Origin of the sequence: Pseudomonas hormoni (assembly GCF_018502625.1) — a bacterium.
Classification (GTDB): domain Bacteria; phylum Pseudomonadota; class Gammaproteobacteria; order Pseudomonadales; family Pseudomonadaceae; genus Aquipseudomonas; species Aquipseudomonas hormoni.
Window position 1 is genome coordinate 5,452,306 of the sequence record NZ_CP075566.1, and the last position, 17,058, is coordinate 5,469,363.

Here is a 17,058-nt window from a genome sequence, read left to right on the forward strand (position 1 = left end):
GATATGGCTTATCAGTTCGACTTCATACCGGTGGTGCAAAACACCGACCTGTTGCTGCGCGGTGCGCTGTTCACCCTTGAACTGACGGCCATCGGCGCGGTGCTCGGCGTAGGCCTGGGCATCGTCGGGGCGCTGGTACGGGCGTGGAACATCCGCCCTTTCTCGGCGATTTTCGGTGTCTACGTCGAATTGATCCGCAACACACCGTTTCTGGTGCAGCTGTTTTTCATCTTCTTCGGTTTGCCATCGCTGGGCTTGCAGATTTCCGAATGGCAGGCCGCGGTGCTGGCGATGGTGATCAACCTCGGGGCTTATTCCACCGAGATCATCCGCGCCGGCATTCAAGCGATTCCTCGAGGACAACTGGAAGCCGCGGCTGCCTTGGCGATGACCCGATTCGAAGCCTTCCGCCACGTGATCCTGCTGCCAGCGCTGGGCAAAGTGTGGCCGGCGCTGAGCAGCCAGATCATCATCGTCATGCTCGGCTCGGCGGTCTGTTCGCAGATCGCCACCGAAGAGCTGAGTTTTGCCGCCAACTTCATTCAGTCGCGCAACTTCCGCGCCTTTGAAACCTACGCCCTGACCACGTTGCTTTACCTGTGCATGGCGCTGCTGATCCGCCAATTGCTGAACTGGATCGGCCGTCGATACATAGCAAGGAGCGGCCAATGAGCGATTTCACCTTCTGGGACGTCGTGCGAAACCTGCTCACAGGCCTGCAATGGACCCTTGCGCTGTCGCTGGTGGCGTTTATCGGCGGCGGGTTGGTCGGCTTGCTGATCATGGTCATGCGCATTTCAAAGAAAGCCCTGCCGCGCAGTTTCGCCCGCACCTACATCGAGTTGTTTCAGGGCACGCCACTGCTGATGCAGCTGTTTCTGGTGTTTTTCGGCGTGGCGTTGGCCGGCCTGGAGATTTCACCGTGGATGGCGGCGGCGATTGCCTTGACGCTGTTCACCAGCGCTTACCTGGCGGAGATCTGGCGCGGTTGCGTCGAGTCGATCCCTCACGGTCAGTGGGAAGCCTCGTCGAGCCTTGCACTCAACCCGCTGGAGCAACTGCGCTACGTGATCCTGCCGCAAGCCTTGCGCATTGCGGTGGCGCCGACCGTGGGTTTCTCGGTGCAAGCGGTCAAAGGCACCGCCGTCACCTCGATCATCGGCTTCACCGAGCTGACCAAGACCGGCGGCATGCTCGCCAACGCGACCTTCGAACCGTTCATGGTCTACGGCCTCGTGGCCCTCGGTTACTTCCTGCTCTGCTACCCCTTGTCCCTCAGTGCGCGCTATCTGGAAAGGAGACTGCATGCCTCTGCTTAGAATTTCCGCCCTGCATAAGTATTACGGCGACCACCATGTGCTCAAAGGCATCGACCTGAGCGTCGAGGAAGGCCAGGTGGTGGCGATCATCGGCCGCAGCGGCTCGGGCAAATCGACGTTGCTGCGCACGCTGAACGGTCTGGAGTCGATCAACGACGGCGTGATCGAGGTCGACGGCGAATACCTCGACGCCGCCCGCGCCGATTTGCGCAGCCTGCGGCAGAAGGTCGGGATGGTGTTCCAGCAGTTCAACCTGTTCCCGCACCTGACCGTGGGCGAGAACGTGATGCTCGCACCCCAGGTAGTGCAAAAAGTGCCCAAGGCCAGAGCGGCGGAGTTGGCACGGGAGATGCTGGAACGGGTCGGGCTCGGGGAGAAGTTTGATGCCTTCCCGGATCGGCTGTCCGGCGGGCAGCAGCAACGGGTGGCGATTGCCCGGGCGCTGGCGATGTCGCCGAAGGTGTTGCTGTGTGACGAGATCACCTCGGCGCTGGACCCGGAATTGGTCAATGAGGTGCTGAGCGTGGTTCGGCAACTGGCCAAAGAAGGCATGACGCTGATCATGGTCACCCATGAAATGCGTTTTGCCCGGGAGGTTGGGGATAAGTTGGTGTTCATGCATATGGGGAAGGTGCATGAGGTGGGGGATCCGAAGATTCTGTTCGCGAATCCGCAGACGGCGGAGTTGGCGAATTTCATCGGGACGGTTGAGGCGGCCGTCTGAAACCTTTGTGGCGAGGGAGCTTGCTCCCGTTCGGCTGCGCAGCAGTCGTAGAACCTGCCAACCGGTTTTTCCTGAAGCACCGCGCTGTCTGGTTTTGGGGCCGCTGCGCAGCCCAGCGGGAGCAAGCTCCCTCGCCACAGGGCTGCTCAGGATCAAGGCTTTGAACACTGCGCGTTGGCGTCAGCGTTTGATCGTGGCACGATGTCTGGGTTATCGACCGAGACCCCCTGACCATGCCGCAATCCCAAGCCAAGAATCTGTCCCTGATCGCCGCAATCGACCTGGGCTCCAACAGCTTTCACATGGTCGTGGCCAAGGCCCAGAACGGCGAAATCCGTATTCTCGAGCGTCTCGGGGAGAAGGTTCAGCTGGCCGCCGGCATCGACGAAGAGCGCAAGCTCAGCGAAGAATCCATGCAGCGCGGGCTCGATTGCCTCAAGCGCTTTGCCCAACTGATCAACGGTATGCCCCCGGGCGCCGTGCGGATCGTCGGCACCAACGCCCTGCGTGAAGCCCGTAACCGCAACGAATTCATCCACCGCGCCGAAGAAATTCTCGGCCACCCGGTGGAAGTCATCTCCGGCCGTGAAGAGGCGCGCCTGATCTATCTGGGCGTGTCCCACACCCTCGCCGACACGCCGGGCAAGCGCCTGGTGGCCGACATCGGCGGCGGCAGTACCGAATTCATCATCGGCCAGCGCTTTGAACCGCTGCTGCGTGAAAGCCTGCAAATGGGCTGCGTCAGCTACACCCAGCGCTATTTCAAGGACGGCAAGATCACCCCGGCCCGCTACGCCCAGGCCTACACGGCGGCGCGGCTGGAAATCATGAGCATCGAACACGCCCTGCACCGCCTGACCTGGGATGAAGCCATCGGCTCTTCGGGCACCATCCGTGCCATCGGCCTGGCGCTGAAGGCCGGTGGTCATGGCACGGGCGAGGTCAACGCCCAAGGCCTGGCGTGGCTCAAGCGCAAGCTGATCAAACTCGGCGACGTCGAGAAAATCGACTTCGAGGGCATCAAGCCTGACCGCCGGGCGATTTTCCCGGCCGGCCTGGCGATTCTCGAAGCGATCTTCGATGCCCTCGAACTCCAGCGCATGGATCACTGTGAAGGCGCCCTGCGCGAAGGCGTGCTCTATGACCTGCTGGGCCGTCATCATCATGAAGACGTCCGTGAACGCACGCTCAGCTCGCTGATGGAGCGTTATCACGTCGATCTGGAACAAGCGGCACGGGTCGAGCGCAAGGCGCTGCATGCCTTCGATCAGGTGGCCGAGGATTGGGAGCTGGATGACGGCGTCTGGCGCGAGTTGCTGGGCTGGGCCGCCAAGGTCCATGAAGTGGGCCTGGACATCGCTCACTATCAGTATCACAAACACGGCTCGTACCTGATCGAGCATTCGGACCTGGCCGGGTTCTCCCGCGAAGATCAACTGATGCTCGCGCTATTGGTGCGTGGTCACCGCCGCAATATTCCCAAGGACAGGTTTGCCGATTTTGGCGATGAAGGCATCAAGCTGATTCGCCTGTGCGTGCTGCTGCGCTTTGCGATCCTGTTCCATCACATCCGCGGCACTCAGGAAATGCCACAAGTGGTGCTGCATGCCAATGGCGACAGCCTGGATGTGTTGTTCCCGGAAAACTGGCTGGACGAAAACCAGCTGACTCAGGCCGACTTCGCCCTGGAGGCGGAATGGCTGACTCGGGTGGGGTTCATTCTGAACGTCCGATAATCCACCGATAAACGCTCGCCGTACACGGTTCTGTAGGAGCACGGCTTGCCGGCGAAGGCGATCTCACTGACGCCTTCGCCAGCAAGCTGTGCTCCTACAGAATTTGCGGTGGAAACAAAAATGGCGATCCGCAGGGATCGCCATTTTTTATGCAGCGTGTGGGTTAACGCACAGCCAGAATCGGACTGCCCAACCGCTCCAGCAACGTGGCCTGCGCACTGCGCGGGTTCTGGTTGCCGGTCGGCGTGTTGCGGATGTAACGACCGTCCGCCTGCAGACTCCAGCTATGGGTGTTGTCGGTCAGGTAGAGCTCCAGCTCTTTCTTGACCCGCATGATCAGCTTCTTGCCTTCCACCGGGAAGCAAGTTTCGACGCGCTTGTCGAGGTTGCGCTCCATCCAGTCGGCACTGGACAGGAACATCTGCTCGTCACCGCCATTGAGGAAGTAGAAGACCCGCGTGTGTTCCAGGAAGCGACCGATGATCGAGCGCACGTGGATGTTGTGCGAAACCCCGGCGATGCCCGGACGCAGGCAGCACATGCCACGCACCACCAGATCGATGCGCACGCCCGACTGGCTGGCCTTGTACAACGCGCGGATGATCTTCGGATCGGTCAGCGAGTTGAACTTGGCGATGATGTGCGCCGGTTTGCCCTCAAGGGCGAACTGAGTCTCGCGGGCAATCATGTCGAGCATGCCCTTCTTCAGCGTGAACGGCGCGTGCAGCAGCTTCTTCATGCGCAATGTTTTACCCATGCCGATCAGCTGGCTGAACAGTTTGCCGACGTCTTCGCACAAGGCGTCGTCCGAGGTCAGCAAGCTGTAGTCGGTGTACAGGCGGGCATTGGCGGCGTGATAGTTACCCGTACCCAAATGCGCGTAACGCACGATCTCGCCGGCCTCGCGACGCAGAATCAGCATCATCTTGGCGTGGGTCTTGAAGCCGACCACACCGTAAATCACCACCGCACCGGCCGCTTGCAGGCGGCTGGCCAGTTGCAGGTTGGACTCTTCGTCGAACCGCGCGCGCAATTCGATCACCGCGGTGACTTCCTTGCCGTTTCGCGCCGCATCAACCAGCGCATCAACGATTTCCGAGTTGGCGCCGGAGCGGTACAGCGTCTGACGGACCGCCAATACGTGCGGATCTTTCGCCGCCTGGCGCAGCAAATCGACGACAGGCGTAAACGACTCGAACGGGTGCAGCAGCAGAATGTCCTGCTTGCTGATCACGCTGAAAATGTTCTCGCTGTTCTGCAGCAGTTTCGGGATCTGCGGCGTGAACGGCAGGTATTGCAGCTCGCGCTGACTGTCGAGGCCGGTGATGCTGAACAGGCGGGTCAGGTTGACCGGACCGTTGACCTGGTACAGCTCGGTCTCGTGCAGGTTGAACTGCTTGAGCAAGTAATCGGACAGTTGTTTCGGGCAGGTGTCGGCCACTTCCAGACGCACCGCGTCACCGTAGCGACGGGAGAACAGTTCGCCGCGCAGGGCGCGGGCCAGGTCTTCGACGTCTTCGGTGTCGACGGCAAGGTCGGCGTTTCGGGTCAGGCGGAACTGGTAGCAGCCCTTGACCTTCATGCCCTGGAACAAGTCATCGGCGTGCGCGTGGATCATCGACGACAGGAATACATAGTTGTCGCCAGGGCCGCCGACTTCTTCCGGCACTTTGATGACTCGCGGCAACAGACGCGGAGCCGGGATGATCGCCAGACCGGAATCGCGACCGAAGGCGTCGATGCCTTCGAGCTCGACGATAAAGTTCAGGCTCTTGTTCACCAGCAACGGGAACGGGTGCGTCGGGTCGAGGCCGATCGGGGTGATGATCGGCGCGATCTCGTCGCGGAAATAACGGCGAACCCAGGTCTTGAGCTTGGTGGTCCAGTAACGGCGACGGATGAAGCGGACCTGATGTTTCTCCAGTTCCGGCAACAGAATGTCGTTGAGGATCGCGTACTGGCGGTCTACGTAACCGTGCACCAGTTCGCTGATCCGGGCCAGGGCCTGGTGCGGTTGCAGACCATCGGCGCCGGCCTGTTCACGGGCGAAGGTGATCTGCTTCTTGAGGCCGGCCACACGAATTTCGAAGAACTCATCCAGGTTGCTGGAGAAAATCAGCAGGAACTTCAGCCGCTCCAGCAACGGGTAGGACTCGTCCAGCGCCTGCTCCAGCACGCGGATATTGAACTGCAGTTGCGAGAGCTCGCGATGAATGTACAGGCTGCTGTCATCCAGGCCTGGAACGACAATCGCTGGCGCCGCCGGCGCGGTTTCGACCACCACCGCGGGTGGAGCAGGCTCCAGCTCCGGCTGGGTTTCGGCGATCTGCTCCACCACAGGTTGAGCCTCTTGTACTGCAACTTCAGTGAGTCCTTCGGTATTCATCGAATGTTCCTGGGAGGGCTATTTTTGCTCTCGTAACAGTTGAGCAGCACGAACGGCAAAGTAAGTCAGGATGCCATCAGCGCCTGCACGTTTAAAAGCGGTCAGGGATTCGAGGATAACCCCTTCGCTCAACCAGCCATTCTGGATCGCCGCCATGTGCATGGCGTATTCACCGCTGACCTGATAGACAAAGGTCGGCACTTTGAATTCTTCCTTGACCCGGTAAAGGATATCCAGGTACGGCATGCCTGGCTTGACCATGACCATGTCCGCGCCTTCTGACAAGTCCGCCGCCACTTCGTGCAGGGCTTCGTTGCTGTTGGCCGGGTCCATCTGATAGGAGGCCTTGTTGGCCTTGCCCAGGTTCAGCGCCGAACCCACCGCATCGCGGAACGGGCCGTAATACGCGCTGGCGTACTTCGCCGAATAGGCCATGATCCGCACGTTGACGTGATCGGCCAGTTCAAGGGCTTCGCGGATCGCCTGGATGCGACCGTCCATCATGTCCGACGGGGCCACCACCTGAGCGCCGGCTTCGGCGTGGGACAGGGCCTGCTTGACCAGTGCATCGACGGTGATGTCGTTCTGTACATAGCCTTCTTCGTCGAGGATACCGTCCTGACCGTGGGTGGTGAACGGGTCCAGTGCAACGTCGGTGATCACGCCCAGTTCAGGGAACTGCGCACGCAGGGCGCGGGTGGCGCGCTGGGCAATGCCTTCGGGGTTCCAGGCTTCGGCGGCGTCCAGCGACTTGAGTTCGGGTGGCGTGACCGGGAACAGCGCCACGGCCGGAATGCCCAGTTCGACCCACTTGGCTGCTTCTTCCAGCAACAGGTCGATGGTCAGGCGTTCAACGCCGGGCATCGAGGCCACCGCTTCACGACGGTTTTCACCGTCCAGCACGAACACCGGCAGGATCAGGTCATCGACAGTCAGGACGTTTTCACGAACCAGTCGACGCGAGAAATCATCACGGCGATTACGACGCAGGCGGGTTGCAGGAAACAAACGGTTGGCAGGGGTAAAGCTCACGGCAGACTCCTGAGCCCGCGCAAACGGGCGAGCGTGACAGTTATAAGCGGCCATTATGACCAACGTATTACAGTTATGTGCACCCCTGTGACAGGTAGCCGCATTCCATTGTCCTTGTAGGAAATGTTCACGTCGAGACACATTTGGACACTTTCATGAATGTGCACGAAGGGTTAGGCTGCGCGTTCATTTCGCCAGCACCCAGACAATGCTCCAACAATTTCTGCATGACTTCGGCTACTTTGCCCTTTTTCTCGGCACGTTCTTCGAAGGCGAAACCATTCTGGTGCTCGCGGGCTTCCTCGCGTTCCGTGGATACATGGACATCAACCTGGTGGTGGTCGTGGCTTTTTTCGGCAGCTATGCCGGCGATCAGCTGTGGTACTTCCTGGGGCGCAAGCACGGCCGCAAGTTGCTGGCGCGCAAACCACGCTGGCAGATGATGGGCGACCGGGCACTGGAACACATCCGCAGGCACCCGGACATCTGGGTGCTGAGCTTCCGTTTTGTCTACGGTTTGCGCACGGTGATGCCGGTGGCGATCGGCCTGTCAGGCTATCCGCCAGGCCGTTACCTGTTGCTCAACGGGATTGGTGCAGCGATCTGGGCGACCGCCCTGGCCGCCGCGGCCTATCACTTCGGCGCGGTGCTCGAAGGCCTGTTGGGCAGCGTCAAGAAGTACGAGCTATGGGTGCTTGGCGCCCTGCTGATACTGGGCGTCGTACTGTGGCTGCGCCGGCGCTTCAAGAATGCCCGTCTGGCGAAGCAGGTCTACGCCGACGAGCAGGCCTTGAAAGCCGAACAGGCCAAGGCCGCCGAGATCAAGACGCCAACCGAGTGAAGCGGTTTCTGCAGCAGTAGAGACCGATTCCGCTGAGCAGGCTGTAACTCAGCAGGCCGACCCAGCCCACCGCGCTGGCCGGCCACAGCCCGACCACCGGTGCGAGCCACACCAGAGGCACATTCGATGCCAGGCGCAGCAGCTCCAGCTTCAACGCCCAAGGGCGATTCTCCAGGGCCACGCCCAGCGTAAACAGTCCCAATGCCACTGCACTCCAGCCGAGCACCAACGCGGCGGTCGGCAGATGCGGCTCGAAGTTCATCAAGTAGCTGCCCAGCGCGATGTAGACGCAGAACTGCAACAGGACGTAAATCTGCTGACGCCCGTCCAGCGGCACTTCGAATTTGCGGAACTGGCTCAGGTCCGGTTTGTTCATCGGGTACTTTTGCGCCACGTCCGCCGGCCGCCAACCGGTGCGCATGAACCAGATCCGCAGCTTGTCCCACACGCTTTCAGCCCGTCGCGCGTCATCCCAGAGCTGCGCGTAAAACTGCACGTTTGCCCACAACGGATTCCAGCTCGCGAGTGGCGTGGTCACGCCGAAAACCACCGGTTCGTTGTCGTCCTCTTCCTGGAACGAGCCAAACAGACGGTCCCAAATAATGAACACCCCGCCGTAGTTGCGATCCATGTAGAGAGCGTTCTGTGCATGGTGGGCCCGATGATTGGACGGCGTGACGAAGAACCACTCGAACCAGCCAAGCTTGGGAATGTGTCGCGTATGCACCCAGAATTGATACAGCAGGTTAAGCGCCGCGACGCTGATGAACACCAGCAGCGGCACGCCGAGGACGGCCATCGGCAGGTAGAAAATCCAGCTCAGCAGAAACCCGGTACTGGTCTGGCGCAACGCCGTGGAGAGGTTGTAGTCCTCGCTCTGGTGATGCACCGAATGCGCCGCCCAGAGGATGTTGCGTTCATGGCCCATGCGATGCAGCCAGTAGTAGCAGAAGTCATAGAGGACGGAGGCAAACACCCAGACCCAGACGCTGTCGGCCGAGAGCTCGAACAGCGCCAGGTGCTTGAGGGCAAATGCGTACGTCACCAGCCCCACACCCTTGGTCAACAGGCCCGTGGTGGTGGACAGCACGCCGGTGCTGATGCTGTTGATCGCGTCGGCCATCCGATAATTGCTCACCCCGCGCCAACGGTCGGCCAGCAGTTCGACGGCAATCAGCACAAAGAAGAACGGCACCGCATACAGAATGAAGTCCATGACGCGCCCTGATCGGAATCTTGAGGACAGATCCTATGTTTAGCCGCGAATTAACCCTATGGCAACGAGTGACAAATTAGTGGACATTTAACGCCATGAATCTGGAGAAAAACCCATGAGCAAAAAAATTGCAGTGATCCTTTCCGGCTGTGGCGTCTACGACGGCGCCGAGATCCACGAAAGTGTGATCACCCTGCTGCGCCTGGACCAGCGTGGCGCTCAGGTGCAGTGCTTTGCCCCCAACATTGCGCAGTTGCAAGTGATCAACCACCTGACCGGCGAAGAGATGCCCGAGTCACGCAATGTGCTGGTGGAATCGGCGCGGATCGCCCGGGGCAACATCAAGGATATCCGTGAGGCCGACGTCGAGGATTTCGACGCGCTGATCGTGCCGGGTGGTTTTGGCGCGGCGAAGAACCTGTCGAACTTCGCGATCGAAGGCGCCGGCTGCACGGTTCAACCGGAAGTCCTGGCGTTGGCTGAAGCGTTTGCCGAAGCGGGTAAACCGGTCGGGCTGATCTGTATCTCCCCGGCGCTGGCCGCGAAGATCTATGGGCCGGGCGTGACCTGCACCATCGGCAACGACGCCGACACTGCCGCTGCGATGAACAAGATGGGCGCGACCCACGCGGACTGCGCAGTAACAGACATCGTCGAAGACAAGGCGCGCAAACTGGTGAGCACTCCAGCTTACATGCTGGCGCAGAGCATCAGCGAAGCGGCCTCCGGCATCAACAAACTCGTGGACCGCGTCCTCGAACTGACCCACGAAAACGACGCCTGAAACGGATGGCTTAGGGCGCTTTTGTGGCGAGGGAGCTTGCTCCCGTCGGCCGGTCCGCGCTCGGGCGCAGCAGTCGTAAAATCGGCTGACACGGTTTTTCTGAAGAACAGTAGTGGATGGTTTTGGGGTTGCTTCGCACCCCAGCGGGAGCAAGCTCCCTCGCCACAGGTGCAGGGTCCGTTCAGGACTTGCGCGTTAGTCGGGTAAGAATCCGGTCCAGCGCATTGGCAAATGCCTGCTTCTCCCGTTCGCCAAACGGCGCCGGGCCGCCGCTCATCTGCCCCTGTTCACGCAAGTCGGTGAACAGGTTGCGCACCGCCAGCCGATCGCCCATGTTCTGTGCGTCGAACTCCTTTCCCCGCGGGTCCAGCGCTGCAACGCCCTTCTTCACCAGCCGGTCGGCCAGTGGCACGTCGCTGCAGATCACCAGCTCACCGGGCACCGCGTGCTCCACCAGATAGTCGTCCGCTGCATCCGGGCCACTGGGCACCACGATCAGCTTCACCAGCGCCAACCCCGGCTTGATCTGCGGCTGCCCCGCCACCAGCACCACTTCGAACTGGCGCTTGAGGGCGAACTTCACCACCAGATCCTTGGCCGCCCGAGGGCAGGCGTCGGCATCGATCCACACACGCATTGTGTTTTCCTCCCTTTGAAAAGCTTCGCGGGCAAGCCTCGCTCCTACAGGTTATACGCGGCCCCAAATAACACGAGAATCCTGTAGGAGCGAGGCTTGCCCGCGAATATGAGCGCAGCGAATGCTTTTAAGAAACCGAAACCCGCCGCTTCTCCGCCATCCAGCTACGCCCATACAACACAATAATCGCAATGATCGCCACCGTCTGAGCACTCAGCGAATACGCATCAGCATGGATGCCCAGCCAGTCGAACTCAAAGAACGGTATCGGGCGCGTGCCGAAAATCCCGGCTTCCTGCAACGCCTTCACGCCGTGACCGGCAAACACCACCGACAGTGCGCACAACAACCCGGCATTGATGCTGAAGAACAGCGACAGCGGCAGTTTCGCCGAGCCCCGCAGGATCACCCACGCCAGCCCCACCAGCAGCACCAGCGCCGTGGCACCGCCAGCCAATACCGCGTTATGCCCCGCTGGCCCGGCCTGCAACCACAAGGTCTCGTAGAACAGAATCACTTCAAACAGCTCGCGATACACCGAGAAGAATGCCAGCGTCGCAAAGCCGAAACGCCCACCGCCGCCCACCAGGCTGCTCTTGATGTAATCCTGCCAGGCCGCTGCGTGGCGACGGTCGTGCATCCACACGCCGAGCCAGAGCACCATGACCGCGGCGAACAACGCCGTCGCGCCTTCCAGCAATTCACGTTGCGAACCGCTGACATCGATCACGTAGGCCGCCAGCGCCCAGGTCGCCAGACCGGCCACCAGCGCCAGGCCCCAACCGACGTTGACGCTGCGCACTGCCGATTGCTGGCCGGTGTTGCGCAGGAACGCGAGGATCGCCGCCAACACCAGGATCGCTTCCAGACCTTCGCGCAGCAGAATCAGCAGACCGGAAATGTAGCTCAGCGACCAGCTCAGGCCGTCACTGCCAAGCAGGCCGGCAGACTCCTTCAACCTGGCTTTGGCTGCATCCAGAAGCTGCTGGACCTGGGCCACCGGCAAACCGTCCTGCAACGACTGACGGTAAGCCATCAAGGATTTTTCAGTGTCTTTGCGCACGTTGGCGTCGACGTTGTCCAGGGAGCTTTCGACCAGTTCGAAACCTTCCAGGTAAGCCGCTACCGACAAGTCATAAGCCTGATCGTGATCGCCGGCGCGATAGGCCGCGAGGCTCTTGTCCAGGGTTGCAGCGGTGTAGTCGAGCAGTTGCGCCGGGCCACGCTTGACCTGCGGCGGTTGCGAACGCTGGGCGCGGTAGGTCGCTGCCGCTTGCGGGCCTTCGGCGGCCAGCACTTCGGCCGGGGTCTGACGGGCGAGGTCAGCGATGTTGTAGGTTTTCTCGGATTTTGCCGCGGCCGGATCGGCGCTGAAACTGGCGATGTAGGTCGCCAGGTCCCAACGCTGACGGTCGTCCAGTTGATCGGCGAAGGCCGGCATGTCGGTGCCTTCCACACCGAGGCCCAACGTGCTGTAGATCGCGTAGAGACTGAGGTGATCCAGGCGCTTTGTATCACGCAGATTGGAAGGCGGCGGTGTCAGGCCGACACCCGCGGGACCATCCCCGGCACCCGCATCGCCATGGCAGACCGAACAATGCTGAGCGTACAGCGGCGCACCCCGGGTCGGGTCCGGCGTAATGATCGGGGCCTGACTGACTTCATAAGCCACTGCCAGCTTCGCGCCCAATTGCCGAGCCTGACGGGCGACGTCCGCGCCGTCCTGATGTGCAGCGATGGCGCTGCGCAGCGTGCTGACGCCCTGCGCCAGTCCTGCCTTTTCCGGCTTGTCCGGCATGGCGGCGATCAAGCCTTGGAGCACCTTGATGGAATCCAGCTGCTGGCGGTATTCGGACTCATTGACGACTTTGCCCGCCTCGACCGATTCCGGGTAATCGGCACCGATGTAATCGAGCAGATGCAGCGCTTGCGGCGCGCCTTCCACGGTGTCGGCCAGCAGGTTGGAACTGCACAAGGCAAACAGCGGCAATACCAGCCAGGCCAGGAAACGGGACGGGGCAGTCATGAATGAATCTCAATTGGAAATACGAAGTAACACATTGTTCACTTCGAATGAGTTTCGCTCAAGCTTTGTTATGTGAAACGCGGCGTGACGCCTCGATTTACGCGCTCACTCAATGATGGCACTTTCTGTAAAAACGCGATTAAAAAGCCATTACGTAGCCACCATCCCTGTTTATAATGCTCCGCCTCCAATTGATCGACATGGCACTCAAGCTCCTCTGTTCATGAGGAATTGGCAGGACGCCCGTCTGCGCCGATAGGTCTCAACAGCCCGACCAGCAAGCGCGGCTGCATACATTCAGGGAAGAAGTACTATGGCCTCCCGCGCCCTAACCTTGATCGCGCTCAGCGCTGTCACTCTGCTCTCCGGCTGTTCGGCATTCCGCAACTACGACTCGGAACTCGCCCAAACCAACCAGCAGCTGGCTTCCGGCAATGTCGACGCTGCGCTGACCCTGCTGGAAAAGAACAACACCGGCGAAGACAAGGACCTGCTGTATTACTTCGAGAAGGGTGAACTGCTGCGCGCCAAGGGCGACCTGTCCGGCAGCCAGAACGCCTGGAGCAGCGCCGATGCGGTGGTCGGCAAATGGGAGGACGCGGTCAAGCTGGATACCGGCAAGTACCTCGCTCAGTTCGGCAGCTTCCTGGTGAACGACAAGGTCCGTCGCTACGAAGGCTACGACTACGAAAAAGTCATGCTGACCACGCAAATGGCCCTGAACCTGCTGGCCGTGAACGACTTCGACGGCGCGCGCACCGCGATCAAGAAAACCCACGAACGTGAAGCGGTGATCGCCGACCTGCGCGACAAGGAATACCTCAAGAGCGAAGAGGAAGCCGAGAAAGAAGGCGTCAAGACCGAATACAAAGACCTGCAGGGTTACCCGGTCGCCAGCCTCGATGCGCCGGAAGTGGTCGGCCTGAAAAACAGCTACCAGAGTGCGTTCAGCCATTACCTGGCCGGTTTCGTCTACGAAGCCCTGGGTGAAAAAGACCTGGCTGCACCGGGTTATCGCAAAGCGGCCGAACTGCGCCCGAACACCCCGCTGCTGGAACAGGCGCTGAAGGACCTGGACAAGAAAAGTGCCAAGGACGAAGACAGCGACATTCTGATCGTCGTGCAAAGCGGCCTGGCACCGGCCCGGGATTCGATCCGCATCCCCCTGCCTCTGCCGATCAGCGGCAATGTGGTGATCACCCCGCTGTCGTTCCCGGTCATCAAGCCTGATACCTCCACCGCCACGCTCGCCCAGATCGGCGTGGACGGTCAGCAGGTCAACCTGACGCAACTCAACAGCATCACCGCCATGTCCCGCCGCGCGCTGCGTGACGACATGCCGGGCATCATCCTGCGCACCACCGTACGTGCGGTGACCCGTGGCGTGGCGCAGAAGCAGATCAACGATACCAACCCGCTTGCAGGCCTGGCGGTCGGTATCACTTCAGCCGTGCTCGAAGGTGCCGATACCCGTACGTGGCGCACCCTGCCGGACAACACCCAAGTGGTGCGCCTGCGCCTGAAGAAAGGCGAGCATCAGGTCACGCTGCCAAGTGCGGTCGGTGGTTCGGTGGTCAAGATCACTGTCGATCAACGCTATCAGGTCATCAGCCTGCGTGCCGTGGGCAGCCAGGTGTTCGCCAGCGGCCTGGCGGCTCACGTCGTCCCGAGCAGCAACCCGACGGCCGTGGCCAGCCTCAAACAACCTTAAGAACGGAGTCTTTACATGCGTTTCAAACTCATCGCTGTCGTCGCCCTGGCCTTGCTGGCCGGTTGCGCCACACCGCCTCCACCGGAGCCAGGCAGCGCCGCCAGCAAAGTCGTGGCCATGGGCAAGCTGAAGAACATTGTGGTGGGCGCCATGCGCGTCGCCCGGGAAAACGGCTTCATGACGGTCAATGCGCAGCTGAGCAACACCAGCTTCAACAACAAGACCTTCTACTACCGCTTTGCCTGGCTCGGCCCTGAAGGCTTCCCGATTGCCGAAGAAGAAACCTGGAAAAGCCAGATGATGTACGGCGAGCAGACCAGTTTCATTCAAGCCATCGCGCCGACCGCCAAAGCCGTGGATTTCCGCCTCGAAATCAAAACGCCTTAACACCCTATTCGTTCAGTTTTAGAGAGCATTCCCATGTTTGCACGTTTTTCGTTCATCGCCGTTATCGCCCTGCTGGCCAGCGGTTGCGCCAATACTTCGCCTGTTCTGGGCAGCAAAAACATCAGCTACGGCGACACCAAGGCCGTGGAAACCGTGACCAACGAGTTCGGCTCCACCGACCTGCAGATGATTGCCGAGTCCATGACCCGCTCCCTGGCACAGTCCGGCATTCTGCAGGGCCGTCCGGTGGTTCAGGTCTACGACGTGAAGAACAAGACCAGCGAATACATCGACACCCGCGAAATCACCACCAGCATCAAGACTCAGCTGATGAAGTCCGGCACCGCCCGCTTCGCCAGCGACAACACCGCGATGCAGAGCCAGGTCGACCAGCTCAAGCTGCAAAACCAGAGCGGCCTGTACAAGAAAGCCACTGTGGCCAAGACCGGTAACATGATCGCCGCCAAATACCGTCTTGAAGGTTCGATCAGCTCGATCGTCAAGCGCAGCAGCGACTACAAGGACGTCTTCTACAAATTCAGCCTGCAATTGATCGACGTTGAAAGCGGTCTGGCCGAGTGGATGGACGAGAAAGAGATCCGCAAGACTACGGAGCGTTAATCAATGCGCGCATGGATTGGCATGATGGCCCTGGCTTGCGCGTTCAGCGCGCAGGCGGCCCCGAAAGTCGCGGTGACGGACCTGGCGTATCAGGAGCGAGTGGAGCAATACATCCACATCGTTTCCGCCAAGAACAATTATCGCGAGGGTTACTACAGCGCCAGCGGTTCTTCGAGCTACAACGAATTCGAAGCCACCACCAGCTACATCGAACAAGCTGAACTGCGCAAATTCACCGGCGACATCAAGGGCGAGATACTGCGCACCGGCATGTTTCAGCTGGTGCAAGGCACGCCGTACACCGCCGCGTCCAAGGGCGACATCTATGACGTGATCAAGCGGATCAAGGCCGGCAACTTCAAGGGTGCCGACTATGTGCTGTTCGGCACCGTGTCGGACATTGATTTCACGCGCGACGTGACCGAACTGGCCAACACCGACAGCCATTCGGCCGTGTTGGGCCTGACCCTGGTGGCGGACTTCAGCCTGATCAACACCCGGACTTATGAAATCACCTCGGCGTTCACGGCGATGGGCGAAGGTCAGGACACCAAACTGGTGAATGGCCGGGACATCAAGGTTTCGCTGAACCGGCCACGGGTGGTTCGTGACGTGTCCAAGGCGCTGGGTGAAGACGTGGCCGCGCAGTTGAGCCAACAGCTTGGCGGCGGCGGTAATGAGCAGCCGGGGCAAGCCCCGTTGCGCAACAACCTGCCACGGGATACGGCGCCGGTGATTTTGCGCTGAATCCCGGTTGTCCCTCTGTGGCGAGGGAGCTTGCTCCCGCTCGAGTGCGTAGCGCTCGCAAATTTTTGGGGCCGCTTCGCAGCCCAGCGCGAGCAAGCTCGCTCGCCACAATGAGGATGCAACAAACAAAAAAGGCGACCCCGAGGGTCGCCTTTTTTGTGGCTGGTCGGTTTACACCGCCGCTTTGCGCAGCGTCGCCATGAACGCCGCCGCACCGATGAACAATCCAGCGAAGGTGCGGTTCATGCGTTTTTGCTGCTTGGGCGTACGCAACAAACGCAGCACCTTCGACGCCAACCCGGTGTAACCGGCCATGACGACCAGATCGACGCAGACCATGGTCACGCCGATGATCAGGTACTGAGTCAGCAGCGGCGCATGCGGATCGATGAACTGCGGCAACACCGCCAGCATGAATACCAATGCCTTGGGGTTGCTCATGTTGACCAGGAAACCCCGAAACACCAGGACCAATGGCTTACCGATCGGGCGAACGGCCGAATCATCGCTCATGTCGCTGGGGAGTGCGCGCCATTGCTTGATGCCGAGGTAAACCAGATAAGCAACACCGAACCATTTGATTGCATAGAACGCCGTGGCGGAAGCCGCGAGAATCGCGCCAACACCGGCGCCGACAATCGCGATCTGCAACGCCAGGCCCAATTGCAGGCCCAGCGCGTTCCAGTACCCGCGCCAGAAGCCGTATTGCAGACCGCTGGACATCGATGCAATAGCACCCGCACCGGGAGTAAAACTAATCAACCAGCAGGCGGCAAAAAACGCCAGCCATGTTTCGAGCTCCATTGCACACCTCGACTCAGAATCGTGACAGATGTCTAAGCTAATGCGGCTTTAGATCCATGACCACCGATTTTTTGTAGGATCTGGTCG

At 60.4% G+C, this 17,058-nt stretch carries 16 protein-coding genes; 10 read left to right on the forward strand and 6 right to left on the reverse strand.

Annotated features, from left to right (window positions below):
• The first annotated feature begins 3 nt into the window (after positions 1-3).
• The 4 genes from KJF94_RS25395 (at position 4) to ppx (ending at position 3,779) form a co-directional block, all read left to right on the forward strand.
• Positions 4-672 (forward strand): amino acid ABC transporter permease, encoded by a 669-nt coding sequence (locus KJF94_RS25395; protein WP_214379703.1) that lies wholly within the window; start codon positions 4-6, stop codon positions 670-672.
• Entirely contained in the window at positions 669-1,319 is a 651-nt protein-coding gene (locus KJF94_RS25400) for an amino acid ABC transporter permease (protein WP_214379704.1), read from the forward strand. The genes KJF94_RS25395 and KJF94_RS25400 overlap by 4 nt, the downstream gene beginning before the upstream one ends.
• Positions 1,306-2,043 carry an amino acid ABC transporter ATP-binding protein gene (locus tag KJF94_RS25405; protein ID WP_214379706.1) on the forward strand — a complete coding sequence of 246 codons (738 nt, stop codon included), beginning with the start codon at positions 1,306-1,308 and terminating at the stop codon, positions 2,041-2,043. The genes KJF94_RS25400 and KJF94_RS25405 overlap by 14 nt, the downstream gene beginning before the upstream one ends.
• 233 nt (positions 2,044-2,276) lie before the next feature.
• Complete coding sequence (gene ppx, locus KJF94_RS25410) at positions 2,277-3,779, forward strand: exopolyphosphatase (protein ID WP_214379708.1); 1,503 nt, start codon at positions 2,277-2,279, stop codon at positions 3,777-3,779.
• A 163-nt stretch (positions 3,780-3,942) separates the two neighbouring features.
• Here ppx and ppk1 read toward each other — a convergent pair whose 3' ends face one another.
• Both ppk1 and hemB read right to left on the reverse strand, forming a co-directional pair.
• Positions 3,943-6,165 (reverse strand): polyphosphate kinase 1, encoded by a 2,223-nt coding sequence (ppk1, locus tag KJF94_RS25415; protein WP_214379710.1) that lies wholly within the window; start codon positions 6,163-6,165, stop codon positions 3,943-3,945.
• An 18-nt stretch (positions 6,166-6,183) separates the two neighbouring features.
• Positions 6,184-7,197 (reverse strand): porphobilinogen synthase, encoded by a 1,014-nt coding sequence (gene hemB, locus KJF94_RS25420; protein WP_214379712.1) that lies wholly within the window; start codon positions 7,195-7,197, stop codon positions 6,184-6,186.
• A 208-nt stretch (positions 7,198-7,405) separates the two neighbouring features.
• Here hemB and KJF94_RS25425 point away from each other — a divergent pair, with 208 nt between their 5' ends.
• Positions 7,406-8,038: a DedA family protein gene (locus tag KJF94_RS25425; protein WP_214379714.1), complete on the forward strand. Its 633-nt coding sequence runs from the start codon at positions 7,406-7,408 to the stop codon at positions 8,036-8,038.
• Here KJF94_RS25425 and KJF94_RS25430 read toward each other — a convergent pair.
• Complete coding sequence (locus tag KJF94_RS25430) at positions 8,019-9,254, reverse strand: sterol desaturase family protein (RefSeq protein ID WP_214379716.1); 1,236 nt, start codon at positions 9,252-9,254, stop codon at positions 8,019-8,021. The genes KJF94_RS25425 and KJF94_RS25430 overlap by 20 nt on opposite strands.
• Positions 9,255-9,369: 115 nt before the next feature.
• Between KJF94_RS25430 and elbB the strand changes: the two genes are divergently transcribed.
• Entirely contained in the window at positions 9,370-10,038 is a 669-nt protein-coding gene (gene elbB / locus KJF94_RS25435) for an isoprenoid biosynthesis glyoxalase ElbB (RefSeq protein WP_214379718.1), read from the forward strand.
• Between the two features lie 181 nt (positions 10,039-10,219).
• Here the strand turns inward: elbB and KJF94_RS25440 are convergent, their stop codons facing one another.
• Both KJF94_RS25440 and KJF94_RS25445 read right to left on the reverse strand, forming a co-directional pair.
• On the reverse strand, positions 10,220-10,675 hold the full coding sequence (locus tag KJF94_RS25440) for a YaiI/YqxD family protein (RefSeq protein ID WP_192227491.1): 456 nt from the start codon (positions 10,673-10,675) through the stop codon (positions 10,220-10,222).
• 127 nt (positions 10,676-10,802) lie between these two features.
• Positions 10,803-12,701, reverse strand: a complete 1,899-nt coding sequence (locus tag KJF94_RS25445; RefSeq protein ID WP_214379720.1) for a cytochrome c/FTR1 family iron permease — start codon at positions 12,699-12,701, stop codon at positions 10,803-10,805.
• 313 nt (positions 12,702-13,014) lie between these two features.
• On the opposite strand from KJF94_RS25445, the gene KJF94_RS25450 reads away from it, so the two are divergent.
• The 4 genes from KJF94_RS25450 to KJF94_RS25465 are packed head-to-tail and all read left to right on the forward strand — an operon-like array spanning position 13,015 to position 16,167.
• Positions 13,015-14,412, forward strand: a complete 1,398-nt coding sequence (locus tag KJF94_RS25450; protein WP_214379722.1) for a COG3014 family protein — start codon at positions 13,015-13,017, stop codon at positions 14,410-14,412.
• A 15-nt stretch (positions 14,413-14,427) separates the two neighbouring features.
• Entirely contained in the window at positions 14,428-14,799 is a 372-nt protein-coding gene (locus KJF94_RS25455; protein ID WP_214379724.1) for a YcfL family putative periplasmic lipoprotein, read from the forward strand.
• Between the two features lie 33 nt (positions 14,800-14,832).
• The gene (gene lpoB / locus KJF94_RS25460; RefSeq protein ID WP_214379726.1) at positions 14,833-15,420 is read left to right on the forward strand and encodes a penicillin-binding protein activator LpoB; all 588 of its coding nucleotides are present in this window, start codon (positions 14,833-14,835) and stop codon (positions 15,418-15,420) included.
• A 3-nt stretch (positions 15,421-15,423) separates the two neighbouring features.
• Positions 15,424-16,167 (forward strand): penicillin-binding protein activator LpoB, encoded by a 744-nt coding sequence (locus tag KJF94_RS25465; protein WP_214379728.1) that lies wholly within the window; start codon positions 15,424-15,426, stop codon positions 16,165-16,167.
• Between the two features lie 171 nt (positions 16,168-16,338).
• Here the strand turns inward: KJF94_RS25465 and rhtB are convergent, their stop codons facing one another.
• Positions 16,339-16,971, reverse strand: a complete 633-nt coding sequence (gene rhtB, locus KJF94_RS25470) for a homoserine/homoserine lactone efflux protein (protein ID WP_214379730.1) — start codon at positions 16,969-16,971, stop codon at positions 16,339-16,341.
• Positions 16,972-17,058: the final 87 nt, after the last annotated feature.

Excerpts from the sequence above, each read along its gene's own strand:
- KJF94_RS25425 (WP_214379714.1), top strand. The coding sequence starts at position 7,406 with ATGCTCCAACAATTTCTGCATGACTTCGGCTACTTTGCCCTTTTTCTC.
- KJF94_RS25395 (WP_214379703.1), top strand. The coding sequence starts at position 4 with ATGGCTTATCAGTTCGACTTCATACCGGTGGTGCAAAACACCGACCTG.
- KJF94_RS25465 (WP_214379728.1), top strand. The coding sequence starts at position 15,424 with ATGCGCGCATGGATTGGCATGATGGCCCTGGCTTGCGCGTTCAGCGCG.
- ppx (WP_214379708.1), top strand. The coding sequence starts at position 2,277 with ATGCCGCAATCCCAAGCCAAGAATCTGTCCCTGATCGCCGCAATCGAC.
- KJF94_RS25440 (WP_192227491.1), bottom strand. The coding sequence starts at position 10,675 with ATGCGTGTGTGGATCGATGCCGACGCCTGCCCTCGGGCGGCCAAGGAT.
- lpoB (WP_214379726.1), top strand. The coding sequence starts at position 14,833 with ATGTTTGCACGTTTTTCGTTCATCGCCGTTATCGCCCTGCTGGCCAGC.
- KJF94_RS25445 (WP_214379720.1), bottom strand. The coding sequence starts at position 12,701 with ATGACTGCCCCGTCCCGTTTCCTGGCCTGGCTGGTATTGCCGCTGTTT.
- rhtB (WP_214379730.1), bottom strand. The coding sequence starts at position 16,971 with ATGGAGCTCGAAACATGGCTGGCGTTTTTTGCCGCCTGCTGGTTGATT.
- KJF94_RS25430 (WP_214379716.1), bottom strand. The coding sequence starts at position 9,254 with ATGGACTTCATTCTGTATGCGGTGCCGTTCTTCTTTGTGCTGATTGCC.
- ppk1 (WP_214379710.1), bottom strand. The coding sequence starts at position 6,165 with ATGAATACCGAAGGACTCACTGAAGTTGCAGTACAAGAGGCTCAACCT.
- elbB (WP_214379718.1), top strand. The coding sequence starts at position 9,370 with ATGAGCAAAAAAATTGCAGTGATCCTTTCCGGCTGTGGCGTCTACGAC.
- KJF94_RS25455 (WP_214379724.1), top strand. The coding sequence starts at position 14,428 with ATGCGTTTCAAACTCATCGCTGTCGTCGCCCTGGCCTTGCTGGCCGGT.
- KJF94_RS25400 (WP_214379704.1), top strand. The coding sequence starts at position 669 with ATGAGCGATTTCACCTTCTGGGACGTCGTGCGAAACCTGCTCACAGGC.
- KJF94_RS25450 (WP_214379722.1), top strand. The coding sequence starts at position 13,015 with ATGGCCTCCCGCGCCCTAACCTTGATCGCGCTCAGCGCTGTCACTCTG.
- KJF94_RS25405 (WP_214379706.1), top strand. The coding sequence starts at position 1,306 with ATGCCTCTGCTTAGAATTTCCGCCCTGCATAAGTATTACGGCGACCAC.